The sequence below is a fragment of the Nonomuraea sp. NPDC050153 genome (assembly GCF_044460125.1).
Taxonomy (GTDB): domain Bacteria; phylum Actinomycetota; class Actinomycetes; order Streptosporangiales; family Streptosporangiaceae; genus Nonomuraea.
In genome coordinates, this window is sequence record NZ_JBITJQ010000012.1 from 173,048 (window position 1) to 195,618 (window position 22,571).

The following is a 22,571-nucleotide window of genomic DNA, read 5'->3' on the forward strand; positions in this document are numbered from 1 at the left end:
GATGCGGTTTCTCCGGCACGGTGCCGGCACGCGGCCGCGGCCGGCGCGCACCGGCAGGCTTGGGCAGTGGGCGCCTCTGCTCCGAGGCCCGGGGCTTGACCTCCTGTGGCGCATCGCCCTGGTCGCCGGGCTGCTGTCCTTCATCGGGCTGCTGCCGTGGCTGTCGCGCACCGATCCGGCGCTCACCGTACTCAAAGCCCGCTCTGCCGACCGCGACCCCGACCCCGAGGTGCTGGCGGCCATCCGCGACGAGCTCGGGCTCGACGCGGGCCCGCTGCACCTGCTCGGCCGGTGGCTCGGCGGCCTGCTGCGCGGGGACGCGGGCCGCTCGTGGATCTCCGGGACCGAGGTGCTGCCCTCGGTCCTCGACGCCCTGCGTGCCTCGACGCTGCTGATGGCCGGGGCGGTGGCGGTGGCCGTTCTGGTGGCCGGTTCGGTGTGTGCGCGCACGCTGTGGCTCGGCGCCAAGCGCCGGCCCATCGCCCGGCCGGCGGCCGGCGGCGCGGCGGCTGTGGTCGCGGCGCTGCCCGAGTTCCTGATCGCGTCCGTGCTCGCCACCGTCGTCGGCGTCCAGCTCGGCTGGTTGCCCGCCCTCGGCTGGTACGGCCCGCAGTGGATGGTGCTGCCCGCCCTCGCCCTGGGCCTGCCCGCCGGGGCGGTGCTCGGCCGGCTGCTGGACGATCTGCTGCCGGCGGCGTTCGACGAGCCATGGGCCCTGGCCGCCGCCGCCCGCGGCATCCCCGGCCGCTCCATCGCCCGGCAGGCGCTGCGCCGCTGCGTTCCCGCCCTGCTGCCGAACCTGGGGTTGTTCGTGGTGGGCCTCACCGGCGGTTCGGTCGCCGTGGAGCGGATCTTCGACATCCCCGGCGTCGGCCAGCTCACCCTGGAAGCCGCCATCGCCCAGGATCTGCCCGCGCTCCAGACCGGCACCCTCATCCTCGTCCTGCTCGCCGCCTGCGCCGGAGCTCCGGCCCGGTTAAGCGCCCGCCTGCTGCTGGGCACGGCGCTGCGCGACGGTGCGCTCCATTCTCTCCACCTACCCCGCCCGCCCAAGCCCCGGGCTCTGCCGCTGCTGTACGGCGGGGCTCTGCTCGGCGTCATCGCCCTGGGCATGCTGCGTGATCCGCTGGCTGTCGACACCGCCCTGCGCCTCCAGGCTCCCTCCTGGGCGCATCCGTTCGGCACCGACGCGCTCGGCCGTGACCTGATCGCCCGCGTCGGGCACGGCGCGCTCGCCACGCTGGCCGTCGCCGTCGCCGTCAGCGGCGCCGCCCTGGCGGCCGGTGTGCTGCTGGGGCTGCTGCCCCGGCTGTGCGCCCCGCTGGTGGACACCGTCAACGCGGTGCCGCCCATCCTGGCCGGGCTCCTCGTCACCGCGATCGCGGGCAGCGGCCCGTGGACACCCGCGCTCGCCGTGGCCGCGGTCGCCTGGTCCCCGCTGGCCACGCACACCTCTGCCCTCCTGCGACAGGAACGCGCCACGGTGCACGTGACCGCCACCCGCGCACTCGGCGCCGGAGCGTGGTACATCCTCAGAAACGAGCTTCTGCCCGCCATCCTGCCGCCCGTCACCCGTCACGCTCTGGTGAGGCTCCCCGGAATCGCGCTCGCCCTGGCGGCACTCGGCTTCCTCGGACTGGGCGCCCAGCCCCCATCGCCCGAATGGGGGCTGCTGCTGGCCGAGAACCAGCCCTACGCCGAACGCGCGCCCTGGGCGGTGCTGGCTCCGGCCGCCGTCCTCGCCCTGCTCGGGGTGTTCGCGGTGACCGCGGCAGGAGGGATACGCCCGCCATGGCCGCGCCGCGCTCGCGTTTCCCGGGCACGGCCCGCCCCCACCGCCACGCAGCGCCCACATCCGGGCGCACCGCCTGGCACGGCGGCGACGATCAGCGAGGAATCCGCATGAACGGCCTGCTCCGGAAAGCGCCTACCGGACAGACGTGGCGGAGCCTGCCACCGCTCCTTCGCCTGCTCATCTGCAGCCAACTCGCCTTCAACATCGGCTTCTACGCCGTGCTGCCGTTCCTGTCCGAACACCTCGGCACGAAGATCGGTCTGGCGGGCTGGCTCGTCGGACTGGTGCTCGGCCTGCGGACGTTCAGCCAGCAGGGCCTGTTCGCGGCCGGCGGCGCGCTGGCCGACCGCTACGGGGTCAGGCCCATGGTGGTGACAGGCTGCACGCTGCGGATCGCCGGCTTCGTCTGGCTCGGGTACGCCGAACAGCTCTGGACCGTCATCGGCGCGGTGCTGCTCATCGGCTTCGCCGCCGCGCTGTTCTCCCCAGCCGTGGAATCCGAAGTCGCCCGTCAGGCCGTCATGTGGGAGGAGGCGGGTGGCGGCCCCCGGACCGGCCTGCTGGCCATGTTCTCCGTGGCAGGCCAGGCCGGTGCGTTCGTCGGCCCGTTGCTGGGCGCGGTGCTGCTCTCGATGGACTTCCGTACCGCCTGCCTCGCCGGTGCGGCGGTGTTCGTCCTGATCCTGGTCGGCCACCTGCGGCTGCTCCCCCAGCGCATCCCCGGCCGACCTCCGACCCGGGGGCGCGGGGGTGTGCGCGCCATGCTGCGCAATCGCCGTTTCCTTGCCGTCTGCGGCGCCTACGGCGCCTACCTGCTGGCCTACAACCAGCTCTACCTGGCTGTCCCGCGGGAGACCGTGCGGGCGGCGGGCTCCCAGGAGGCGCTGGCGTGGCTGTTCGCCCTGTCGTCCTTACTGGTCATCATCGCCCAACTCCCGGTCACCCGCTGGGTGGCGAACCGGCTGGACCTGCGCCGGTCCATGGCCGTGGGACTGGTGCTCATCTCCGCGGGGTTCGCCGTCGTGGCCGTCTGCCGGCCGGCCGCATGGACGGGAGTGATGGGACTCGCGCCCGTGGCCGGTTTCGTCGTCCTGCTCACCGTCGGCCAGATGTTCGTCACCCCTGCCGCCCGTGCCTGGGTGCCGGACCTGGCTGACGAAGGCAGGCTCGGCCTCTACACGGGGACGATGTTCTCCGTCTCCGGTTTGACGGTCCTGGCCGGCAGCGCCGCCACCGGCGTCCTGCTGGATGCGCATCTGCCGCCTGCCGTACCGTGGCTGGTGCTCGCGGCGATCCCCGCAGCGGCGATCGCGCTGCTCCCCCGCCGCGCCGACCAGGTCAGGTGAGCTGCCCAGGAGGGCATGCGGGAGGCGGGCAGATCGCGTGCGCCATCAAGAACGCCCGGGAGATGGCCCTTCTGCCCTATTCCTCCCGTGAGGCCAGGTGATCTCGACCTCGAACCCTTCAGCAGCCGCCATCCGGTGTCCCTCTCCGGGGGCCGTCAGCAGCGCCTCAGCGTGGCCAACTCAGGCTCCGAGTCATCGATGGAGGTGGAGCCCTCGTGCGGCGGCCAGCGCGGGAGCATCGTTGACGCCGTTGCCGACGACCAGCATGAGAAGACCGCGGCGTCGATCGGTGTCGGCCACCGGGCATCCTGCCGCGCCACCGCGCCCGGCTTTCCATGCGCGGCAGGAGCCCGGTGGCCGGGTCAACTCAATCGACGGCGATCAAACCCCGCTGGTAGGCGCGGACGAGGCGCCGGGGCACGAGCAGCTGCCGCCCGTTCACGGTGATCGGGACGAGGTCGGGCACGGTCGCCTTCCACTGGCTGCGGCGGTGCCGGGTGTTGCTACGGGAGGTCTTACGCTTGGGTACAGCCACGGCTACCAGCTCGCCTTCGTGATGCCGGGCAGCTCGCCGCGGTGGGCCATCTCCCGGAAGCGCACCCGGGACAGTCCGAACTTGGTGAGGTGCCCGCGAGGACGGCCGTCGACGGAGTCGCGGTTGCGGACGCGGGTGGCGCTGGCGTCGCGCGGCTGGCGGGCCAGTGCCCGGACCGCTTCCGCCTGCTCCTGCGGTGTGCCGGTGCGGATGATCTCCTTCAGCTCGGCCCGCCGCGCGGCGTAGCGCTGGACCACGGCCTTGCGCCGCTCGTTCGCGGCGATCTTGCTCTTCTTGGCCATCAGACCTTCTCTCCTCTCGCACGGATGTGGGCGACGGCCCTGTCGATGCCGATCCGGTCGATGATCTTGATCGCCCGGGCGCTGAGCGTGAGCCGGACGAAGCGGCCCTCGCTCGGCAGCCAGTAGCGGCGCTGCTGGATGTTGGGGTTCCAGCGACGCCGGGTGCGCCGGTGGGAGTGGGAGACGTTGTTGCCGAAGACCGGCTTGACCCCGGTGAGCTGGCAGCGCGCGGACATCATGCCCTCCCGTAACGCTGGTTGAAGCGCTCGACGCGACCTGCGGTGTCCAGGACGCGGCTGCGCCCGGTGTAGAAGGGGTGGCCGGCCGAGGAGACGTCGACGTCCACCACCGGGTAGGTGTTGCCGTCGGTCCACTCGATCGTCTTGTCGCTCGTGATCGTGGAGCGTGTGAGGAACGCGAAGTCCGCGCCGGGGTCGCGGAAGACGACCGGGCGGTAGCCGGGGTGGATGCCCTTCTTCATCGTTCCTCCCGGAACGGCACGTGCCGGCGGATGGTCGGGTCGTACTTGCGCAGGGTGAGCCTGTCGGGGGTGTTCCGGCGGTTCTTCCTGGTCACGTACGTGTAGCCGGTGCCGGCCGTCGATCTGAGCTTGATCACGGGGCTCACCTCATTTCTGGCCAAAGCTGCTCCTTCTCACTTGCCGTGGTGTGCCATGATAGCGAAAATGGTTTTCATTCCTGAAACTGGAGGCTCCGTGCCCACCCCGGTCGTCCTCGTCGCGGGCCTGCACGCCACGGCTCGCACCGCCACCGTCGAACAGCTGCTCGCCGAGCATCCCGGCTCGCTCGCCATCCACCACGACCTGAGGCAGGTCACCCACGGGCGCGTCCGCCGCAGCGTCCGGGACAGGACGGACGTGCTCGACACGGCCGAGGTGCGGCTCGCGCACGGCTGCGCCACCTGCACCGTGCGCGAGGACCTTCTCCCCCAGCTCGTCCGGCATGCCGCCGGCGCATCGCTGCTGATCATCGACCTCTGGGACTCGATCGAGCCCCGCCCGGTGGCCGAGGCGCTGGCCCGTACCGAACAGCTCCGCCTGACCTGCGTGCACACGGCGTTGGACGCCGAGCACGTGCCGCTGGACATCTGCCGGGGCGACCGACTGGCCGGGACCGGCCAGGCCGCGACGGCCGGCGATCAACGCCACCTGGCCGAGGTGCTGGCCCGCCAGATCGAGTACGCCACCAGCCTGTCCCTGCACGGCGGCGACGCCGAAGACACCGAACTGTCGGCCGCCGTGCTCGGCCACCTGGCACCGCACACGCCGATCGTCACCATCCCCGACATCACCGGGCCTATGCTGGACGTCCACGAACTCGCCCAACGCGTCGACCCGGCCACCGCCCAGCTTCCGGCCGACAGGCAGACCGGCGAGGTCACCACGGTCGTCTGGCACCGCCTGCGCCCGCTCCACCCCGGCCGCCTGTTCGACGCCATGGACGAGCTCGTCACCACCACGGTCCGCTCCCGCGGCCGGTTCTGGCTGGCCAACCGGCACGAACGCATGCTGGCCTGGGACGCCGTAGCCGGAGTGGCTTCCGTGGATGACGCCGGCCCCTGGCTGGCGGCGCTGCCCGAGGCCGCCTGGGATCTGACCTCCCCGATCCGCCGGGCCGCCGCCCTGGACTGGAACCCGATCATCGGCGACCGCGTCCAGCACCTGGTCTTCACCGGGCCCGGCATCGACCGCGACCGCATCTGCGGCCTGCTCGACTCCTGCTTCATCGGCCGGGACGACAGCCTGCCGGGCGCCGCGGCATGGGCCGGTTACGTCGATCCGTTCAGCCCAGTACTGAACCTGGAGGAGAACGCATGAAGCCTCATACCCGTGATTCGGACCAGTACGAGCGCTCCGCCGAGTTCGTGGACGTGATGCTCGCCCCGGTCTGGACGGCACTGGACCCAGTGCTGACCGAGGCGCTGCGTGGAGCTCCCGGACCAGCGCTGAATTCGAGCCGCGCCTCCGGCGACAGATCCCCATGGTGATCAGCCAAGGTGTCCGTCTTCATGGCTGCCGCACCCCCAGGCCGCGCAAAGCCTCCCGGAGGGACTCCTCCGTGGTGCCGCGCCAGGCCACGAAACCATCGGGTCTCACCAGAACGGCCTCATCCACGGCGTCGAGGGCGTGGAAGCGCGGGTCGATACCCAGTGACGTGGCCGCCGCCCGCCATCGGGGGTCGCCCGGCCCGGCGAACAGGGTCCAGCGCGAGCCGACCAGGTCCAGCGTGGAGGTCCGGCCGGGTCCGGCGGAGTCCATCCACCGGTGCGGGAACCGGCGGCCGGGACGGATGACGTCGTCCAAGACGTCTGCCTCGGGGCTGTCATGCGGGGAGTAGCTGTAGAACATCATGCCGCGCAGGTAGTCGACGGCGAGCTTGTCATACAGGTCGTTCGGGTCACCCTCCGGCGACTGATAACCCTGGTGCATGGCACGGGAGAGAGCCAGGGACGCCTCGGCGGCGGCACGGCGTTCGGCCTCATAGGTGTCCAGGAGCGCGGGGGTGAATCGCCCCTGCGCCACGGCGGCGATCTTCCAGGCGAGGTTGTGGCCGTCCTGGATCCCGGTGTTCATGCCGAGCCCACCCGCCGAGCTCTGCACGTGGGCGGCGTCTCCGGCCAGGAAGACCCGGCCCTTACGGAAGGAAGAGGCCAGAGCGATGGCGGCCTCCCAGGCGTTGACGGCGTGCAGCTCGACCGGGATCGTCGCATCACCGATCGCGGCCCGCAGCAGCGCAATCGTCTCGGCCTCGGTCAGCTCGGCCAGGTGATCGGGTTTGCCGGGATAATCCATGATGTGCGAGGACCACTGATCCCGCCCATTCTTCGACATCAACGTGGCGTACACCTGCTCGTTGCGCACGAAGCACATGTGCGTGCCCCACTCCCGCAGGGCCGGCCCGAGATCGGCGCGGAAGAACGCGGTGTTGAGCCGCCCGATGACCTCACGGCCGGGCATGGTGATCCCCAGATGTCCGCGCACATCGCTGTTCGCCCCGTCTGCGCCGACGACGTAGCGGGCCCTGACCTCCCACTCCTCGCCCGTGGCGACGTCGACCACCCGCGCGCATACCTGATCGGCGTCGGGCACGAGGCCGACCAGCCGGGTGCCGAACCGCACGGCACCGCCGCGGCGGCGCAGTTCCTCAAGTGCCAGGCCTTGGACCTGGTCGTGGGTCATGACCAGGCGGGGATTCACCGGGCTACAGGTCTCGAGCCTCTCGGAGTACCGCGGTGGCAGCCCTCCTCGGTGAAGGGTGACACCAAGCCCCCGGTCCTTGAAGACCGTCCGCATCGGCGCGCCGCCCTCCCAGCCGACCTGCTCCGTTGCCGGCCCGAGGCCGACCGACCGGAAGACTTCCAGCGTGCGCAGGCTCGTGCTCGCCCGCGGCACCGCCGAGATCGTCTCCCGCTTCTCGATGACCAGCGGCCGGACGCCCCAGTGGGCCAGGAACAGCCCCGTCGACAGCCCGACCGGACCGCCGCCCACCACCAGCACCGGCACATTCTCCGTACGCATCGCCCGCTCCTTCGTCGATGTCCGGGTAACCGGCACCCACCCTGCACGCTCAAGTCGGCTTGAGCGCAACCTGGAACCATGACAGACGAGCGCTATTCGATCAGCCAGGTCGCCCGCTGCTTCGACGTGCCGGTATCGACGCTGCGTTACTACGACGAGCTGGGCCTCCTCCCCGCCGCCGAACGCCGCGGGAACGTGCGCTACTACGGCCACGCCGAACTCCGTCGGCTCGCGCTCATCCAGTGCCTGCATCACCGCGGCCTGGTCAGCCTGGCCGACACCGCGACCTTGATCGCCGAAAGCCCGGCAACGAATCAGCCCTCAGGCCGCGAGGTCCTGACCACCTCCATCGAGGCGATCAGGCGGCGAATCGATGACCTGCAGGCCGCCCAGCAACTCCTGGAACACCTGCTGACCTGCCCGAGGACAGACCCGGTCCGCGAATGCGCCCCGCTGCGCACCGAACTCGGCCAGGCCGTCGACCACGCGCTCGCCGCGCTCGATGCCCCGCCGGGGCACCAGCGGCCAGGCCCGAGGCAAGGCGGCCACCGCCGGCCGCCGGCATCGATGCGGCGGAACCGGAACGTACACCACGACCTTGAGCCACCGCCTGAAAGCAGCATGCCAGAATTCAAGATCACGCCTTGACAGGCTCGGTGGCGACTCGATGGACCGCTGGAAAGCCGTGGTCCCTGGGTGCCTGGAACTCCGCGAAACGCCCGGCGTGGCGACCAGAGATCCCGCGCTCCCGGCCGGAAGGCGGTCTGTTGAGCGATATCAACCGTTACTCTGCTACCGCGTACCAGCATGAGCTCGCGCCGGGGCAGGGAGGGCGATGACGCAGCCGAGCACGACGGATCTGCCAGGCCAGGAGAGCCACGCCCCCACGAAGGATTCCGGTGGGGTCCGGCTGCCGTGGGCGTTCATCGCCTTGGTGGCCTTGCTGGTGGTGGGCCGGTTCGTGCTGGCGCCGTACCTGACGGCTCCCGCGTTGCAGACGTGGGCGACGGTGTTCGTGGCGGTGTGCGTGCAGGCGCTGCCGTTCCTGGTGTTCGGGGTGGCGCTGTCGGCGGCCATCACCGCGTTCGTGCCCGCGTCGTTCTGGACCAGGGCGCTGCCACGGCGTACCTATGCGGCGGTGCCCGTCGCCGGGGTGGCCGGGGCGGTGCTGCCCGGCTGCGAGTGCGCGTCCGTGCCGGTGGCCTCAGGGCTGATGGCCCGTGGCGTGGCTCCACCCGCGGCGCTGGCCTTTCTGCTGGCATCGCCGGCGATCAACCCCGTGGTGCTGGTGGCCACCGCGGTGGCCTTCCCGAACGACCCTTCAATGGTGGTCGCGCGGTTCACCGCCTCGCTGGCGGTCGCGGTGCTGGCCGGGTGGATCTGGGCGCGATTCGGGCGCGGCGAGTGGCTCCGGGCTCCTCGCCGCACGGCCGAGGCCGGGCAGAGCAAGGTGAACGCCTTCCTGGACGCCATGCGCCACGACCTGCTGCACGCCGGCGGATTCCTGGTGGTCGGCGCCCTGGCCGCGGCGACCCTGAATGTGGTGATCCCGAGAGCGTGGCTGACCACAGTGGCGGGGGTACCGGTCGTATCCGTTCTGGTGCTGGCCCTGCTGGCGGTGCTGCTGTCGATCTGCTCGGAGGCCGACGCGTTCGTGGCGGCCTCGCTCACGGCGTTCTCCCCGACGGCCAAGCTGGCGTTCCTGGTGGTCGGGCCCATGGTGGACCTGAAGCTCATCGCGCTCCAGGCGGGCACCTTCGGACGGGCCTTCACCTGGCGTTTCGTGCCGCTCACGCTGGCCCTGGCGATCGGCGTCAGCTTCGTCGCAGGCTGGGCGCTGCTGTGAACCGCCAGGCGCAGGGGGCTCTCCTGGTGATCCTCGGCGCGGTGCTGCTGACCATCTCCGCCTTCTCCACGACGTACGTCAACTACGTCAAGCCCGGCTTCCGGCCGCTGCTCGTGGGAGCCGGTGCGGTGCTGGTGGGTCTGGGCCTGCTTTCCGTCGTCCAGGGCTGGCTGGGCAGGCCCGGCACCCACGGCCACGCTCCGCGGGTGGCGTGGTTGCTGGCCGCGCCCGTGTTCGCCATCGTGATGATCGCGCCTCCCGCACTCGGCTCGTTCGCGGCCAGGCTCGCCGACGGTGCGCCCGCGCCGTCCCGTACCGCGAGCTACGGGAAGCTCGGCCGCGGCGGGGTCACGAAACTGACGCTGGGCGAGTTCATCGGGCGGGCCTACGCACCGTCAGGCTCCTCGCTCACGGGCAGGAAGGTCAGGCTGACCGGCTTCGCCGTACCGTCCAAGACCGGCTGGTACGTCACCAGGATGCGCATCAACTGCTGCGCCGCCGACGCGATGGCCCTGGAGGTCGCCGTGCACGGCGTGCCCTCCCCCAAGGAGAACACCTGGGTGCAGGTCACCGGCACGTGGATCCCGTGGAAAGGGGGCGCTCCCGACGACTACCAACCGCCGACTCTGACCGCCACCGAAGTCACCGCCATCGCGCAACCAGCGGAACCTTACGAATAGGTCCCCATGAAGAGCCAGAGCCTGCCACTCCTCCTGCTCGGCAGAGCACTGTTGAAGATCTCCACCTTCTCCAAGGACTTCACCAACTACGTCAAGCCGGGTTTCCGGCCTCCTCCACTGATCGCGGCGGGCGCGGTGCCGAACGGCGCGTGCCGGAGCACCTGATCCGCTGGTCACCTTCAGTGGTCGTCCCAATGCCCTTCGTGCGGGGCGTGGCGGTGCCCATCGTGAACGTAATCGACATGATCGCCGTGCGGGACCGCCACGTGTCCGCAGCCGGGCCCGTGCTGGTGTTCATGGCCGTCGTGCGTGACGTGCGCCTTCGGCTCGCACTCGTCCACGTGGTCTCCATGGGTACGGTGCAGGCAACCGTCGTGAACATAGTCGACATGATCGCCGTGCGGGACGGCCACGTGTCCGCAGCCGGTTCCATGCTCGTGGGTGTGCGCGACGTGCTGGCGGTGTTCGGCAGTCACTGACATGTCCAGACTCCCTACCGGTTCGTCACCGGAGACCTCTTCATAGGGGTCTTCTGCCACATTTCAGATTACGCCCAAAATCGGATATCGGGTGGGTTCATACTCGGCCACCCGCCGGCGCGCCGACCCTGTCATCTCATCAGCGCGGGATCCCCACGACTACACGGCCCCGCGATGACCGCCACCACGGTGACCGGCGTCATACAACCAGCAGAGCCGTACGAATGAGGTCGGCTCGACCGCGATCGTGCTCGGCGCAGTAGGGTGCTGCCGGTGAAAGGGGTATCGCAAAGCCTGCTTCTCGCCCTGCTCGGCGGAGCGCTGCTGAAGATCTCCGCCTTTTCCGCGGACTTCGCCAACTACGTCAAGCCGGGGTTCCGGCCGCTGCTGGTCGCGGCAGGCGCCGTACTGGTCATCCTGGCAGCGGCCACTCTGGCGCAGGACCGCTCCAGGAACATCCGCGCAGCGCGCCAGTCGGAGCTCGCGCGCACCCGCAGTGCCGAGGAAGCGCACCTGGCACAGTTGATCGGACGAGAACCCGCCTACCCCGCGCAAGACCACGACTCGTCCGGTCACGAACACAAGGAAAGGAACTGGGTGGCATGGCTCCTGATGGCGCCGGCAGCCGCGATCTTTCTGATCGCTCCACCCGCCCTCGGCTCCTACGCCGTCCGGCAGGCCGAGCAGGTCTCCCATCTTCCTCCGCCCGCCGTCGTCGACGCGTTCACCACTCCGCTGAAGAGCGGTGGCGTGAACGTGCTGAGCATGGGGGAATTCGCCGGCAGAGCCTGGGACGACCCCCGATCACTGGCGGGCAGGACAGTCCGGCTGACCGGGTTCGTCGTGCCGTCGGCTCGGGAGAACGAGTGGTACCTCGCACGCATGCGGATCAACTGCTGTGCCGCCGACGCCCTGACGATGAAGGTCGCGGTGAAAGGGGCGCCTGCCCCCAAGACGGACACCTGGGTGCGAGTCACCGGAACCTGGATCCCGCCGAAGGAACGACGCGAGGACACGTATGTGCTCCCGGAGATGGCTGCTTCCCGCGTAGATCCGATGACTTCGCCCGCCGAGCCATACGAGTAGGCGAACGGGACGCAATGATCGTCCACCTGGTGGCCCACGCCGGCGATCCCGGCATCTGGCGCCAGATCTTCAACTACGGCGAACTGCGCGCGCTGATCTCCAACTCACTCATCGCCGGGGCGGTGCTCGGCGCGGTGGGCAGGCTCTTCAGCGTCGCGGCGGCATCCTGCCGGCGCTGGGCAGCAGCATCCCGATCAGTCCCTATGTCACCACCATCTCCTTCACCCTCTATCTGACCTGTCGCGCCATCGGCGCCCTGCGCATGCGCGCAGGATGGGGCGACAGGTCGGCCGCATCGGCGATGGCCTGACGCACACCGGAGGGCTCGGTGAGGTCACAGCATGCCTTCCTCCACTTCGGCGGCGGCTCGGGTGATCGACGCGACGGTGGGCGCGGCGAACAGCTCCCGGAGCGTGATGGTCACGCCCAGGCGCCCGCGGAGGGCCTCGATGAGCCGGGTGGCCCGCAGGCTGTCGCCGCCGAGCGCGAAGAAGCTCTGGTGGCGTCCGACCTCGTCAAGATCGAGCAGGTCCGCCCAGATCGCGGCCACCGCCTCCTCCAGCTCTCCTCGCGGCGGCTCGACGGGCACGGCCGGTGCGGAAAGCTTGGCGACGGCCGCCCTGTCCACCTTGCCGTTGGCGCTCAAAGGCAGCCGTGGCAGGGCGGCGAGCAGGTCGGGGCGCATGTGCTCCGGCAGGCGGGTCGCGGCGTGCGCCCGGACCGCGTCGAGGTCGATCGACTCCGGCACCACGGCGGCCACCAGGCGGCCGTCCGACACGGCGGCCACCGCTTGGGCGACACCGGGAGCGTCCTGGAGCGCGGCTTCGATCTCGCCCAGCTCGATGCGGTGTCCACGGATCTTCACCTGCTGGTCGGCTCGGCCCAGGAACTCCAGCGTGCCGTCAGGCCAGTAGCGGCCCAGGTCGCCGGTACGGTACCAGCGCTCGCCGCCGGCCACGACGAACTGGGCCGCGGTGAGGTCGGGCGCGCTCCGGTAGCCGCGGGCCACGCCCTCGCCGCCGATCCACAGCTCTCCCGTCACCCAGTCGGGGCAGTCTCTGCCCAGGTCGTCCACCACCCGGAAGCGCTGGTTGCGCAGCGGCCTGCCGTACGGGATCGAGCGCCAGGCGGGATCCACCTCCTCGACCTCGATGAGGTTGGACCAGATCGCGGCCTCGGTCGCGCCGCCGAGGGCGACGAAGCGGCAGCCCGGGCTGGCTGCTGAGAGGCGGCCTGGCAGGTCGAGGCCCACCCAGTCGCCGGACAGCAGGGCGAGCCGGAGCGAACGCGGCCGGCCCACGGTCAGCAGCATGTCGAGCAGCGCGGGGACCGTGTTCCAGATCGTCACCTGGTGCTTCTCGACCAGTTCCAGCCAGGCGTGGGCGTCCCGCCGGATGTCTTCGGTGATGGTGACGACGCTGCCGCCGGCGGAGAGGGGCCCGAAGATGTCGTACACGGACAGGTCGAAGTCCAGGGCGGACACCGCGAGCACTCGGTCACCGGGCCCGATCGCGAAACGTTCGTTGAGGTCGGCGACCGTGTTGAGTGCCGAGCGGTGAGTGATCTCGACGCCCTTCGGCTCGCCGGTGGAGCCGGAGGTGAAGATCACGTAGGCGAGGCCAGGCGTGGCCACCGGGGTGGCGTCCACGACCTCTATCGACAGATCGGGCAGGATCCGCAGGCGTGCCTCTGCCAGCCGCAGGATCCGCTCCCGGCGAGCCGGCGGCTGGTCGATCCCCACGGGCACGTAGGCGCAGCCCGCCTCCAGCACCCCGAGCACGGCCACGATCTGGTCGGGGCCCTTGGGCAGGGTGACCGTGACCGCCTCACCCGGTTGCGCGCCGCGCGACTGAAGCTCGGCCGCCAGCCGCCGTGCGCGCTCCGCCAGCTCGCCGTACGTGAGTGCGCCGCCTTCGCACGACCGTACGGCGACCAGATCCGGCTCGGCGCCGGCCCGGCGGAAGAACTCCTCGTGCAGCATCCGGCCGGGCACCGGCCCTTCGGTGGCGTTCACCGCCACCCTGACCTCCCGCTGGCCGGAGGGCAGCAGGTCGGGCACCGGCCGGGACCAGTCGCCCGCCAGCCACTCCAGCAGCGACAGGTGCGCCTCGAACATCGCGTCCAGGACGCCGGACGGGAACAGCTCGTCCACGGCGTCCCAGCTCACCTGGATCCCGCCATCGACCTCGGTGACCTGGTAGTCCAGCCACACCTGCGGGGTCTGTGACACGCCGTACACCTGCTTGCCGAGGAGGGTGCCGCCCCCTTGCGCGGCGATCCCCAGTGCGCTGGTGAACACCACCGGCATGGTCACCGAAGGATCCCCGGAGATGCGGGCCAGCTCACGCAGCATCCACACGGTCGAGACGTCCCGGTGATCGATGGCCTGCCAGAGCCGCCCCTGCACCCGGCGTACCCGATCCAGCCAGGTCTCGCCCGGCTCGGGCTCGTAGGGGACCAGGAGCAGCGAGGTGAAGTCGCCGAGCACCCGGTCGATGTGCGGGTGCGCCTCCCCGCGGTCGAACAGGGTGAGATTGAGCGTCACGTCGGGGCCGGCGCTCCACCGGCCGAGCACCTCGGCGTAGGCGGCCAGCAGGACCGCGGACGGGGTCAGCCCATGGTTTCTGGCACGCTCGATCACGGTGTCGGGGATCGTGGCGGCGCGCCTGCTGAAGCGCGGCCTGGTCACCTCGACCGGGTCCTTGGCCAAGGGGAGCCTGGGCGCCGGCGGCAGTGCGGGCAACCGCGCGCGCCAGTGCGAAACCGAGGCCTCGGCGGGCGGATCGGTGGCCAGGACGTAGTCGCGGAAGGACGCCTCCACCGGCGGAAGCTCCGCGTCCGGGTCATCGTAGAGCTCGCCGAGCTCGGCGTAGAAGGTGAGGATGCTCAGGGCGTCCAGGACGAGGTTGTCCACGCCGATGCCCAGCCGGGTCCGCCCGCTGTCGCCCTCCCGCTCCACGCCGATCGCGAACAGCGGCCACTTGCCCGGGTCGAACACCGTGTGCGACATGGTTTCACGGAGTCCGGCCACCTCGGCGACGGCGAACCACGGCACCTCGGGCAGGATGCGCTGCTCGCCGTGCTCGTCGAAGACCGCCCGGAGCATCTCGTGGCGCTGGACGAGCTTGTTGACCACGGTCTCGAGCCGGGCCAGGTCGAGATCGTCGACCTCGTACTCGCGGTAGAAGTGGCAGCCGACTCCACCCAGGGTGAAGTCCTCGTTTCTGCCCAGCCAGTAGGCCCGTTGCACCTCTGTCATCGGGAAGGGCTCGTGCCGGTTCGCCGGGTCGGCGACCATGACCTTGGTCTCACGGCGCTGGGCGACACTCAGGGTGGCGGCGAAGTCCGACAGCGCGGGGTTGGCGAACAGGACGCTGAGCGACACCCCGGACAGGCCGTCCGCGCGCAGCCGGCTGATCAGCCGGGTGGCGAGCAGGGAGTCGCCGCCGAGGGCGAAGAAGTCGTGCTCTCTGCCGATCTCGGGCACCTGGAGGATCTCGGCCCAGGCCGCGGCCACGCGCTCTTCGATCTCGCCGACCGGAGGGGTGAATCGCGGGGCCTCGATGGCGTGCTCGGCGAGAGTACGGCGGAGCGTCGCCCGGTCGATCTTGCCGTTCGGGGTGAGCGGAAGCGCGGGCAGCACGGCGATGAAGTCGGGAAGCATAGGGCCTGGGAGCCTGTCCGCGAGGAGCTCCCGCAGGCCCGCGACATCGGGCCGGCCGGTGACCGCGGCGGCGAGGCGGTGGTTCTCCGTGACCACCGCGACCCCCTGCGCGACGTCCGGGTGGGCGGTCAGCGCGGCCTCGATCTCGCCCAGTTCGATCCGGTGCCCCCGGAGCTTCACCTGATGGTCGGCACGGCCGAGAAACTCCAGCGTGCCGTCCGGCCAGTACCGCGCCCGGTCACCGGTGCGATACCAGCGAACTCCCTCGAACTCCACAAACCGGTCGGCGGTGCGCTCCGGATCGCCGCGGTAGCCACGGGCCACCCCGGCGCCGCCGATCCACAGCTCACCCGCTACCCAGTCGGGGCAGTCCCGCCCCAGCCCGTCCGCCACCCGGCAGACGACGTTGCGCAGCGGCGTGCCGTACGGAATGGAGGTCCAGTGCTCGGGCACGCTGTCCACTTCCTGGACGGTGGAGTGGATCGCGGTCTCGGTGGTGCCGCCGAGCGCGACGAACCGGCATCCGGGTGCGGCGGCGGAGAGGCGGCCGGGCAGGTCCAGGCCCACCCAGTCGCCGCCGAGCAACACCAGCCGGAGGGGCAGCGTCTCACTGGGCTCCGCGACGGTGAGCAGCATGTCGAGGAGTGCCGGCACGCAGTTGAGCACCGTGCCCCGATGGGTCCTGAGCAGCTCGGCCCAGGCGGTGGCGTCGCGACGGCCGCTGTCGGAGGCGCAGATGACCGCACCGCCCGCGGACAGCGGGCCGAAGAGGTCGTAGACGGACAGGTCGAACTCCAGCGCCGACAGAGCCAAGGCCCGGTCGTGGGGTCCGATGCCGAAGCGGTCGTTGAGGTCGTCGATGGTGTTCATGGCGGCCGAGTGCGTGATCTCGACTCCCTTCGGCTCGCCCGTGGAGCCGGAGGTGTACAGGACGTACGCCAGCTCGGCGCCGGCCACCGGTTCGGCGAGGGGCTCCGCGGTGACGTCCACCGAGTCGAGCACGTGCCGGACGCCTGCCGCCTCGAGGATGCGCCGGCGGCGAGCCGGGGGCTGGTCCACGCCGACGGGCAGGTACGCCGCGCCGGACGCGAGCACGCCCAGCACCGCGACGACCTGAGCCGGCCCCTTCGGTATCGAGATCGCGACGAGGTCCCCCGCACCCTGAGCTTCCAGATGCCCGGCGACCTGGAGAGCCCGCGAGGCCAGCTCTCCATAGGTCATCACACCGTCGCGACCCCAAAGGAGGGCCGGAGCGTCGGGCGTGGCCGCGGCGCGAGCGAAGAAGCCGTCGTGCAGGCGACGGCGCACGAAGGGGGCCGAAGTCGCGTTCACCTGGTGCCGCACCTGCGTCTGTTCTTCGGGCAGCAGCGCCGGCACGGGCTCCGACCAGGTGCCGCCATCGGCCAGCAGGCGGTCGATCAGCTCCCCGTAGGCGGCGAACATCGCCTCGGGCACGCCCGGCGTGAACGCGTCCTCCCTGACGTCCCAGTTGACCAGCAGCCCACCGTTGAGCTCCGTCACCTGGGCGTCCAGCCACACCTGCGGGCCCTGGGAGATGATCCACGACGGTTCGCCGAAGCTGCCGGTGACCTCGGGGGCGAACAGCTCGCCCAGACCGAGCGCGCTGGTGTACACCACCGGAGCGAGCACCTGTTCGCCGTGCAGCCGCGACAGGTCCCGCAGGACCTCGACGCCTGAGTAGCCGCTGTGCGCGACGTCTGTGTGGAAGCGCTCCTGCAGCCGCCGCACCCGCTCGGCGAAGGATCCGGGCGAGCCTCCGTCCCATTCAAGGAGCACCGAGGAGGTGAAGTCGCCCACCAGCGATTCGACCTCAGGATGCAGCGGCTCCCTGTCGAACAGCGGCAGGTTGAGCAGGAACCGCGGCTCGGCGCTCCACGCGGTCAGGGTCTCGGCGAAGACGGCGGCCAGGGCCATCGCCGTGGTCAGTCCGTGCCCGCGCGCCGCCTGCTCCAACCGGCGCACTGCCGAGGGCGGCACCCATCGGTGACGCCTGACGACGGTCGCGGCCTCGCCGTGCCCCGACGCCGGGAGCTGCGGGGCGCCCGGCAGGTCGGGCAGGCGCCGCTGCCAGTGCTCGCGATCGCCCTCCTGCCGCACGGCGGAGCGTTGTGCGAGGTAGCGCGGAAAGCTGTAGGTCAGCGGCGCCGGCGCCGCGCCGTGGTAGAGCCGGGCGAGGTCGGACAGCAGCACCCGCAGGCTCAGCGCGTCGGCCGCGACCATGTCCAGGTTGACGTGCATGCGGGTGCCGCCGTCGGGCAGCAGGGAGAGCTGGACGTCGAACACCTCGCCCGCGCCGATGTCCATGGCCCGGTGTGACAGGCGCCGCCGCAGCTCGTCCAGGTCCGCCCCTTGATGCACGGTGAGCCCCGGCCAGGGGCTGCGGTCGAGGATGCGCTGGGTCCCGTCGTCGAGGATCCGCACGCGCAGCATCCCGTGCCGTTCGATCAGCGCGTGTACGGCACGCTCCAGCCTGGCCGGATCGACCCCCTGGCCGTCGAACTCGTTGTAGAAGTGCGCGGCCACGCCGCCCAGCCGCTGTCCGGGCTGGCGCCCCGCCCAGTAGGCGTGCTGCATGAGAGCGAGCGGGAACGGCTCCGCCTCGTCGATCCTGCTGTCCGCTGACGCGAAGGCCGGTGTGGGGGCCGCCGGCCGTTGGGCGAGCAGGTCGCGCCAGGCGGCCAGGGTCGGCTCACCGACCAGGTCGGCGAAGCGGATCCGCGCCCCGGACCTCCGCCACTCGCCGGCCAGCCGCATCATCGTGATCGAGTCCATGCCGAGCTCGATGAGATTGTCGTGCTCACCCAGCTCGGGCACGTCCAGCAGGTCCGCGAGCATGCCTCGCAGATCGTTCATCGAGATTCCTTCCACCAGCTCACGGGCATCGTTCGGGGGCCGCGGAAGAACGTCTCGGTCTTCCATTCGAGGACTCCGGCCAGACGCAGTCCGGGCAGCCGGGTCACCAGCGCGCGCAACGCCTCCTGCAGCTCGATCCGGCCCAGTGGCGCGCCGATGCAGTGGTGCAGGCCGTACCCGAAGGCCAGGTGGGCGTGGTCCGCGCGGTCCAGGTCGAGGGTGTCGGCGTCGGCGAACCTGAGTTCGTCGCGGTTGGCCGACCCGATCGACACCAGCACCGGCTCGCCCGCGCGCACCAGGGCGTCGCCCACCTGTACGTCCTCAAGGGCGTAGTGGGCGAACATCGCGCTGGAGGCGAGCGGGACGAACCTCAGCAGCTCCTCCACGGCGGCGTCCACGAGATCGGGCTGCGCGTGCAGCCGTGCCCAGTCCTCCGGCCGGTCCAGGAGCGTGTAGGTGAAGTTCGGGATCTGCGAGGCGGTCGCCTCGTAGCCGGCGACGAGGACGGCGATGCAGAGCAGCATCAGCTCGTGCTCCGACAGCCTGTCGTCCACGTCGCGGGCCTCGATGAGCGCGGTCATGAGGTCGTCCGCGGGCTGGGCGCGGCGCAGCTCGATCAGCCCGCCGATGTACGCGGTGAGCTCCCCCATGGCGGGGGGCGCCCCGCTGGTCGACAGCAGCGAGTCGTTCCACACCCGGAACTTCGCGTGGTCCTCTTCCGGCACGCCGAGCAGCTCGCAGATGACCGAGACCGGGATCGGCAGAGCGAAGTCCCGTACCAGGTCAGCGGGTGGCCCGGCGGCGATCATGGCGTCGATCAGCCGGGCGGCGAGCGAGCGGACGTGGGGGCGCAGCCGTTCCACGCGGCGAGCGGTGAACGCCTTGGCGGCCAGAGATCGCACGCGGGTGAGCTCCGGCGGGTCCATGGTGACGATTCCGCCGGGGACGCGCGACAGGGCCCTCGGCGCGTCCCGCCGCACGGCCACGGCCCGGCTGAAGCGCCGCTCGCTCAGCACCAGGCGCGCGTCCGCGTACCTGGTGACCAGCCACGCGGGCTCGCCGAACGGCAGCCGCACCCTGGTCAGGCCGTGGGCAGTCCTGGCCGCGGCGTACTGGGCTGCCAGCTCCAGGCCGTCGAAGTCGTTGAACGGATAGGCGATCACGGCCGCACCTCCCGTGCCAGGGCGGCCCGGTCGACCTTGCCGAGGCTGGTACGCGGGAACCGCTCCACGATCCGCACCCGGTCGGGCAGCTTGAACGCGGCCACCCCGCGAGCGGTCAGGTGGGCCACCAGATCCCTGCGGGTGGGCGGTTCGCCGCGGGCGATCACGCAGGCGCAGCTGCGCTCGCCCATCGCCTCGTCGGGGATGCCGACGATGACGACGTCGTCCACCGCGGGGTGGCTCAGGAGGAGGTTCTCCACCTCCTCGACGGGGATCTTGTCGCCGCCTCGGTTGATCACGTCCTTGACCCTGCCGTCCACCACCAGATCCCCGCTGTCCAGGCGGCGCACGAGGTCGCCGCTGCGGTAGAAGCCGTCCTCGGTGAACGCGACCGCGTTGTGCTCGGGGGCGAGGTAGTAGCCGCGTATCGTGTACGGGCCGCGTACCTGGAGTTCGCCCGCTTCGCCCGGTGGCACCGGCTTGCCGTCGGGGCCGACGATCCGCACCTCGTCGTCGTCGGACAGCGGGCGGCCCTGCGTGTCGATCACGATCTCTGCCGCGTCGCCGGGGCGGGTGAAGTTCAGCAGGCCTTCTGCCATGCCGTACACCTGCTGAAGGGCGCAGCCGAGCTCCGGCCCGACACGGCGCGCCGCCTCGGCCTTGAGCCTGGCGCCGCCCGCCTGGAGCAGCCGCAGGCTGCTCAGATCCGCCCCGCCCTCGGCGGCGGCCTCCAGCCAGACCAGCACCAGCGGCGGGACCAGGGCCGTCAGCGTGACCTGCTCGCGCGCGATCAGCGGGAAGGCGACGTCGGGGTCGGCGGTGGTGGTCAGGACCACGGCGCCCCCGGCCCAGAGCGTGCCGAGGATGCCGGGGCAGGCCAGCGCGAAGTTGTGGGCCATCGGAAGGGCCGCCAGGTAGCGGGTCGTGAAGTCGAGACCACAGAGCTCGGCGCTGGCTCGCAGGTTGTAGTGGTAGTCGTCGTGGGTCCTCGGGATCAGCTTGGGCAGGCCGGTGGTGCCGCCTGACAGCAGCAGCACGGCCACGTCACCGGGATCCGGCGCGGCCGGCCGGCTCTCCTGATCGTGTTCGAGGTCGGCGAAGGCGGTGAACTCGCCCGGGTCGCCGACGACGAACACGTGCTCGACCTCCGGCACCGCGCGGGCCAGCGCGCGTTGGTCTTCGTGCACGACGTAGGCCACCGGCGTCGCGAGCTTGGCCAGGTGCACGATCTCGCTCTCGCGGTGCGGCGGGAGCGCCATCACGGGCGCGGCACCGATCCTGAACAGCGCGAACGCCAGGGCGACGAACTCGGCCACGTTCGGCAGGTGCACGAGCACCCGATCGCCCCGCCGGATCCCGCGCGCGCCGAGCCCGGCGGCCACCCGGTCCGCCCAGGCGTCCAGCTCCTTGTACGTCCAGCGCCGGTCTCCGTCGATCAGTGCCGTGCGCTCCGGCCAGGTGCCCGCGCCGTCGGTCAGGATCGTGCCGAGGGGCCGGCCCTTCCAGTAGCCGCGGGCACGGTAGCGCCGCGCGAACTCATCGGGCCACTCGGTGAATCCGTCCATCGTGGTCTCCTTCATCTGGTGCGAGCGGCGAACAGCATGTGGCCGAGCCGGGCCAGCGGGTGGCCGTCCTCGGGCAAGGTGGCGACCCGGTCCAGCCCGGCGCGGTCGAGCACGTCGTGCCACTGGGGCAGGGACAGGAAGGTCGTGCCGGTGCCGGCGCGGTCGTCTTTGGCGTCGGGCATCAGGAACCCCTGCGAGATCAGGACCCAGGACTCCTCGACGGTCGGCTCGGTGAGCACCAGCCAGCCGCCGGGAACGAGCAACTCGGCGAGCCGCCGCACCGAGGCGTCGGTGTCGCGGGCGGCGTTGAGCACTCCGCCGCCGAGTACGACGTCGAACGTCTCGGGCGCGAATCCCTGCGCGTCCGGTTCGAGATCGATGTCGAAGCGGCCGAAACGGACCCAAGGGTAGGGGCGCAGGCGCTCGACGGCCTGATCCACGAAATAGGCAGAAATATCGGTGTAGAGGTAGTCGACGTCCGTTTCCGCCAGGGCAGGCAGGATGCGCTCGGTCGTGGCGCCCGTCCCCGCGCCCACCTCCAGCACCCGCAGCGGCCGCCCCTCCCGCCATCTCGCGGCGATGCCTCCGGCGAGGGCGGCGACCGCGCGATGCTGGTACCTGCCGACGAGGTTCTCGCGGTACTGGGCCTCCGCCAGGTCCATCCGGCCTTCCGGGAACAGCAGTCCGACGGCCTGGCATTCGCCGCTGAGCAACTCGGGCAGCCGTTCGAAGCTCCTCCTCGCGTACTCGATGGTCCCCGCCGCACCCATCGTCGCCAGCCACGCCCTCTCGACCTCGCGCCAGGCCTGTTCGAGCGCGGCGTCGGCGTACTCGCCGGCAGCCGGTACGGCTCGCAGCCCGCCCGCTTCACCCAGCAGCAGCCCTTCCTGCGTGAGCACGGCGAGCCAGCGTCGAAGCAGCCGTCGATACCTGGGGATGACCCGCGTGCCGGACATGACCTCGTCCGCGGTGTGGCAGTCGCCGGACGTGGCGAACAGGCCACGGCGGCGCAGGGCGTTCAGCATGGACAGCAGGGCCGTGCGGCCGAGGCGGTCGAGCACGTCGAGGGCCGCATCGAGGTCGATGCCGCGCAGCTCCCGGTCGGCGGCGGTAGCGGTGTCGCCGACCAGCCGGCGCATCTCGTCCTGAGCCTTGGGGAAAGCGGTCTGGACCAGCTCGACGGTGAAGGTGTCCTGGACGGCTTCGGCCTCGTCGTCGGTGATGGGTCCCGGGTCGCACACGATCCTGGTCAGGGCGGACAAGTCGGTCAGGGCCGCCGCGGGCTGCGCCGGGAGTGCGCGGGCCAGGGCGACGGGCAGCACGGCCACGTCGGCCGCCGTCCGTTCGAGGAAGGCCAGCGCCCGGGCCGGGGTCCACGGGCCCTGGTCGTACACGACGGTCGCACCGGCGCTCCAGCTCGCCAGCACCGCGTCGCCGCCGAACCCGCGCAGGGGCGCGAGGACGGCGACCCGGCTCGGCACATCGCCGAAGGCGGCGAGGAGGGCGGACACATCGAAAGCGGACACATCGCGGTCCGTCAGCGCGTCCACCATCGCGAGAACGGCGGACGCCCCGCCCTCGGCCCGCTCGGCCAGGCGCAGGACGTCGGTGCCGGTCAGCACCTGCCCGCTGTACTCGAGAGCGGGACGGCCGGCGAGGCGGCCCAGCGCACCTCGAATCATCTCCATGCCGGATCCC

At 71.3% G+C, this 22,571-nt stretch carries 21 protein-coding genes; 11 read left to right on the plus strand and 10 right to left on the minus strand.

Features of this window, described 5'->3' with window-relative positions; all coding sequences use genetic code 11:
• Position 1 precedes the first annotated feature (1 nt).
• Entirely contained in the window at positions 2–1,906 is a 1,905-nt protein-coding gene (locus ACIBQ1_RS28580; RefSeq protein ID WP_397282459.1) for an ABC transporter permease subunit, read from the plus strand.
• A complete protein-coding gene (locus tag ACIBQ1_RS28585) occupies positions 1,903–3,141 on the plus strand; it encodes an MDR family MFS transporter (protein WP_397282288.1) in 1,239 nt (412 codons plus the stop codon). The genes ACIBQ1_RS28580 and ACIBQ1_RS28585 overlap by 4 nt, the downstream gene beginning before the upstream one ends.
• 367 nt (positions 3,142–3,508) lie before the next feature.
• On the opposite strand, the gene rpmF is transcribed toward ACIBQ1_RS28585, so the two are convergent.
• From rpmF to rpmG, 5 genes are read right to left on the minus strand one after another with little or no spacing between them, the layout of a single operon-like run.
• A complete protein-coding gene (gene rpmF, locus ACIBQ1_RS28590; RefSeq protein ID WP_397282290.1) occupies positions 3,509–3,676 on the minus strand; it encodes a 50S ribosomal protein L32 in 168 nt (55 codons plus the stop codon).
• A 2-nt stretch (positions 3,677–3,678) separates the two neighbouring features.
• Positions 3,679–3,978, minus strand: coding sequence for a 30S ribosomal protein S14 (gene rpsN, locus ACIBQ1_RS28595; RefSeq protein ID WP_397282291.1), 300 nt, complete (start codon positions 3,976–3,978; stop codon positions 3,679–3,681).
• Positions 3,978–4,214, minus strand: coding sequence for a 50S ribosomal protein L28 (gene rpmB / locus ACIBQ1_RS28600; protein WP_397282461.1), 237 nt, complete (start codon positions 4,212–4,214; stop codon positions 3,978–3,980). The genes rpsN and rpmB overlap by 1 nt, the downstream gene beginning before the upstream one ends.
• Positions 4,214–4,459, minus strand: coding sequence for a type B 50S ribosomal protein L31 (locus ACIBQ1_RS28605; protein WP_397282293.1), 246 nt, complete (start codon positions 4,457–4,459; stop codon positions 4,214–4,216). Before ACIBQ1_RS28605 ends, rpmB begins: the two co-directional genes overlap by 1 nt.
• Positions 4,456–4,620, minus strand: a complete 165-nt coding sequence (gene rpmG, locus ACIBQ1_RS28610; RefSeq protein ID WP_397282295.1) for a 50S ribosomal protein L33 — start codon at positions 4,618–4,620, stop codon at positions 4,456–4,458. Before rpmG ends, ACIBQ1_RS28605 begins: the two co-directional genes overlap by 4 nt.
• Before the next feature lie 73 nt (positions 4,621–4,693).
• Between rpmG and ACIBQ1_RS28615 the strand changes: the two genes are divergently transcribed.
• On the plus strand, positions 4,694–5,815 hold the full coding sequence (locus tag ACIBQ1_RS28615; RefSeq protein WP_397282297.1) for a GTP-binding protein: 1,122 nt from the start codon (positions 4,694–4,696) through the stop codon (positions 5,813–5,815).
• On the plus strand, positions 5,812–5,985 hold the full coding sequence (locus ACIBQ1_RS28620) for a hypothetical protein (protein WP_397282299.1): 174 nt from the start codon (positions 5,812–5,814) through the stop codon (positions 5,983–5,985). Before ACIBQ1_RS28615 ends, ACIBQ1_RS28620 begins: the two co-directional genes overlap by 4 nt.
• Before the next feature lie 19 nt (positions 5,986–6,004).
• Here the strand turns inward: ACIBQ1_RS28620 and ACIBQ1_RS28625 are convergent, their stop codons facing one another.
• Positions 6,005–7,516, minus strand: a complete 1,512-nt coding sequence (locus ACIBQ1_RS28625) for an FAD-dependent monooxygenase (protein WP_397282301.1) — start codon at positions 7,514–7,516, stop codon at positions 6,005–6,007.
• A 78-nt stretch (positions 7,517–7,594) separates the two neighbouring features.
• Here ACIBQ1_RS28625 and ACIBQ1_RS28630 point away from each other — a divergent pair, with 78 nt between their 5' ends.
• The 7 genes from ACIBQ1_RS28630 to ACIBQ1_RS28660 all read left to right on the plus strand — a co-directional run bounded on the left by ACIBQ1_RS28630 (position 7,595) and on the right by ACIBQ1_RS28660 (position 11,843).
• The gene (locus tag ACIBQ1_RS28630; RefSeq protein ID WP_397282302.1) at positions 7,595–8,164 is read left to right on the plus strand and encodes a MerR family transcriptional regulator; all 570 of its coding nucleotides are present in this window, start codon (positions 7,595–7,597) and stop codon (positions 8,162–8,164) included.
• A 187-nt stretch (positions 8,165–8,351) separates the two neighbouring features.
• A complete protein-coding gene (locus tag ACIBQ1_RS28635; RefSeq protein WP_397282304.1) occupies positions 8,352–9,362 on the plus strand; it encodes a permease in 1,011 nt (336 codons plus the stop codon).
• Positions 9,359–10,042: a TIGR03943 family putative permease subunit gene (locus ACIBQ1_RS28640; protein ID WP_397282305.1), complete on the plus strand. Its 684-nt coding sequence runs from the start codon at positions 9,359–9,361 to the stop codon at positions 10,040–10,042. The genes ACIBQ1_RS28635 and ACIBQ1_RS28640 overlap by 4 nt, the downstream gene beginning before the upstream one ends.
• Before the next feature lie 6 nt (positions 10,043–10,048).
• Complete coding sequence (locus tag ACIBQ1_RS28645) at positions 10,049–10,207, plus strand: hypothetical protein (protein WP_397282307.1); 159 nt, start codon at positions 10,049–10,051, stop codon at positions 10,205–10,207.
• A gap of 62 nt (positions 10,208–10,269) precedes the next feature.
• Complete coding sequence (locus ACIBQ1_RS28650; RefSeq protein WP_397282308.1) at positions 10,270–10,521, plus strand: hypothetical protein; 252 nt, start codon at positions 10,270–10,272, stop codon at positions 10,519–10,521.
• Between the two features lie 264 nt (positions 10,522–10,785).
• Positions 10,786–11,607, plus strand: coding sequence for a TIGR03943 family putative permease subunit (locus ACIBQ1_RS28655; protein WP_397282309.1), 822 nt, complete (start codon positions 10,786–10,788; stop codon positions 11,605–11,607).
• Positions 11,608–11,621: 14 nt separating this feature from the next.
• Entirely contained in the window at positions 11,622–11,843 is a 222-nt protein-coding gene (locus tag ACIBQ1_RS28660; protein WP_397282310.1) for a hypothetical protein, read from the plus strand.
• Positions 11,844–11,941: 98 nt separating this feature from the next.
• On the opposite strand, the gene ACIBQ1_RS28665 is transcribed toward ACIBQ1_RS28660, so the two are convergent.
• The 4 genes from ACIBQ1_RS28665 to ACIBQ1_RS28680 are packed head-to-tail and all read right to left on the minus strand — an operon-like array spanning position 11,942 to position 22,561.
• The gene (locus ACIBQ1_RS28665) at positions 11,942–18,145 is read right to left on the minus strand and encodes an amino acid adenylation domain-containing protein (RefSeq protein ID WP_397282311.1); all 6,204 of its coding nucleotides are present in this window, start codon (positions 18,143–18,145) and stop codon (positions 11,942–11,944) included.
• Positions 18,142–19,308 (minus strand): cytochrome P450, encoded by a 1,167-nt coding sequence (locus tag ACIBQ1_RS28670; protein ID WP_397282312.1) that lies wholly within the window; start codon positions 19,306–19,308, stop codon positions 18,142–18,144. The genes ACIBQ1_RS28665 and ACIBQ1_RS28670 overlap by 4 nt, the downstream gene beginning before the upstream one ends.
• Positions 19,305–20,873, minus strand: coding sequence for a (2,3-dihydroxybenzoyl)adenylate synthase (locus ACIBQ1_RS28675; RefSeq protein WP_397282314.1), 1,569 nt, complete (start codon positions 20,871–20,873; stop codon positions 19,305–19,307). Before ACIBQ1_RS28675 ends, ACIBQ1_RS28670 begins: the two co-directional genes overlap by 4 nt.
• 11 nt (positions 20,874–20,884) lie before the next feature.
• Positions 20,885–22,561: a class I SAM-dependent methyltransferase gene (locus ACIBQ1_RS28680; RefSeq protein ID WP_397282315.1), complete on the minus strand. Its 1,677-nt coding sequence runs from the start codon at positions 22,559–22,561 to the stop codon at positions 20,885–20,887.
• Positions 22,562–22,571 lie beyond the last annotated feature (10 nt).

Excerpts from the sequence above, each read along its gene's own strand:
- ACIBQ1_RS28580 (WP_397282459.1), top strand. The coding sequence starts at position 2 with ATGCGGTTTCTCCGGCACGGTGCCGGCACGCGGCCGCGGCCGGCGCGC.
- ACIBQ1_RS28585 (WP_397282288.1), top strand. The coding sequence starts at position 1,903 with ATGAACGGCCTGCTCCGGAAAGCGCCTACCGGACAGACGTGGCGGAGC.
- rpsN (WP_397282291.1), bottom strand. The coding sequence starts at position 3,978 with ATGGCCAAGAAGAGCAAGATCGCCGCGAACGAGCGGCGCAAGGCCGTG.
- rpmB (WP_397282461.1), bottom strand. The coding sequence starts at position 4,214 with ATGTCCGCGCGCTGCCAGCTCACCGGGGTCAAGCCGGTCTTCGGCAAC.
- ACIBQ1_RS28605 (WP_397282293.1), bottom strand. The coding sequence starts at position 4,459 with ATGAAGAAGGGCATCCACCCCGGCTACCGCCCGGTCGTCTTCCGCGAC.
- ACIBQ1_RS28620 (WP_397282299.1), top strand. The coding sequence starts at position 5,812 with ATGAAGCCTCATACCCGTGATTCGGACCAGTACGAGCGCTCCGCCGAG.
- ACIBQ1_RS28625 (WP_397282301.1), bottom strand. The coding sequence starts at position 7,516 with ATGCGTACGGAGAATGTGCCGGTGCTGGTGGTGGGCGGCGGTCCGGTC.
- ACIBQ1_RS28630 (WP_397282302.1), top strand. The coding sequence starts at position 7,595 with ATGACAGACGAGCGCTATTCGATCAGCCAGGTCGCCCGCTGCTTCGAC.
- ACIBQ1_RS28635 (WP_397282304.1), top strand. The coding sequence starts at position 8,352 with ATGACGCAGCCGAGCACGACGGATCTGCCAGGCCAGGAGAGCCACGCC.
- ACIBQ1_RS28645 (WP_397282307.1), top strand. The coding sequence starts at position 10,049 with ATGAAGAGCCAGAGCCTGCCACTCCTCCTGCTCGGCAGAGCACTGTTG.
- ACIBQ1_RS28660 (WP_397282310.1), top strand. The coding sequence starts at position 11,622 with ATGATCGTCCACCTGGTGGCCCACGCCGGCGATCCCGGCATCTGGCGC.
- ACIBQ1_RS28665 (WP_397282311.1), bottom strand. The coding sequence starts at position 18,145 with ATGAACGATCTGCGAGGCATGCTCGCGGACCTGCTGGACGTGCCCGAG.
- ACIBQ1_RS28675 (WP_397282314.1), bottom strand. The coding sequence starts at position 20,873 with ATGGACGGATTCACCGAGTGGCCCGATGAGTTCGCGCGGCGCTACCGT.
- ACIBQ1_RS28680 (WP_397282315.1), bottom strand. The coding sequence starts at position 22,561 with ATGGAGATGATTCGAGGTGCGCTGGGCCGCCTCGCCGGCCGTCCCGCT.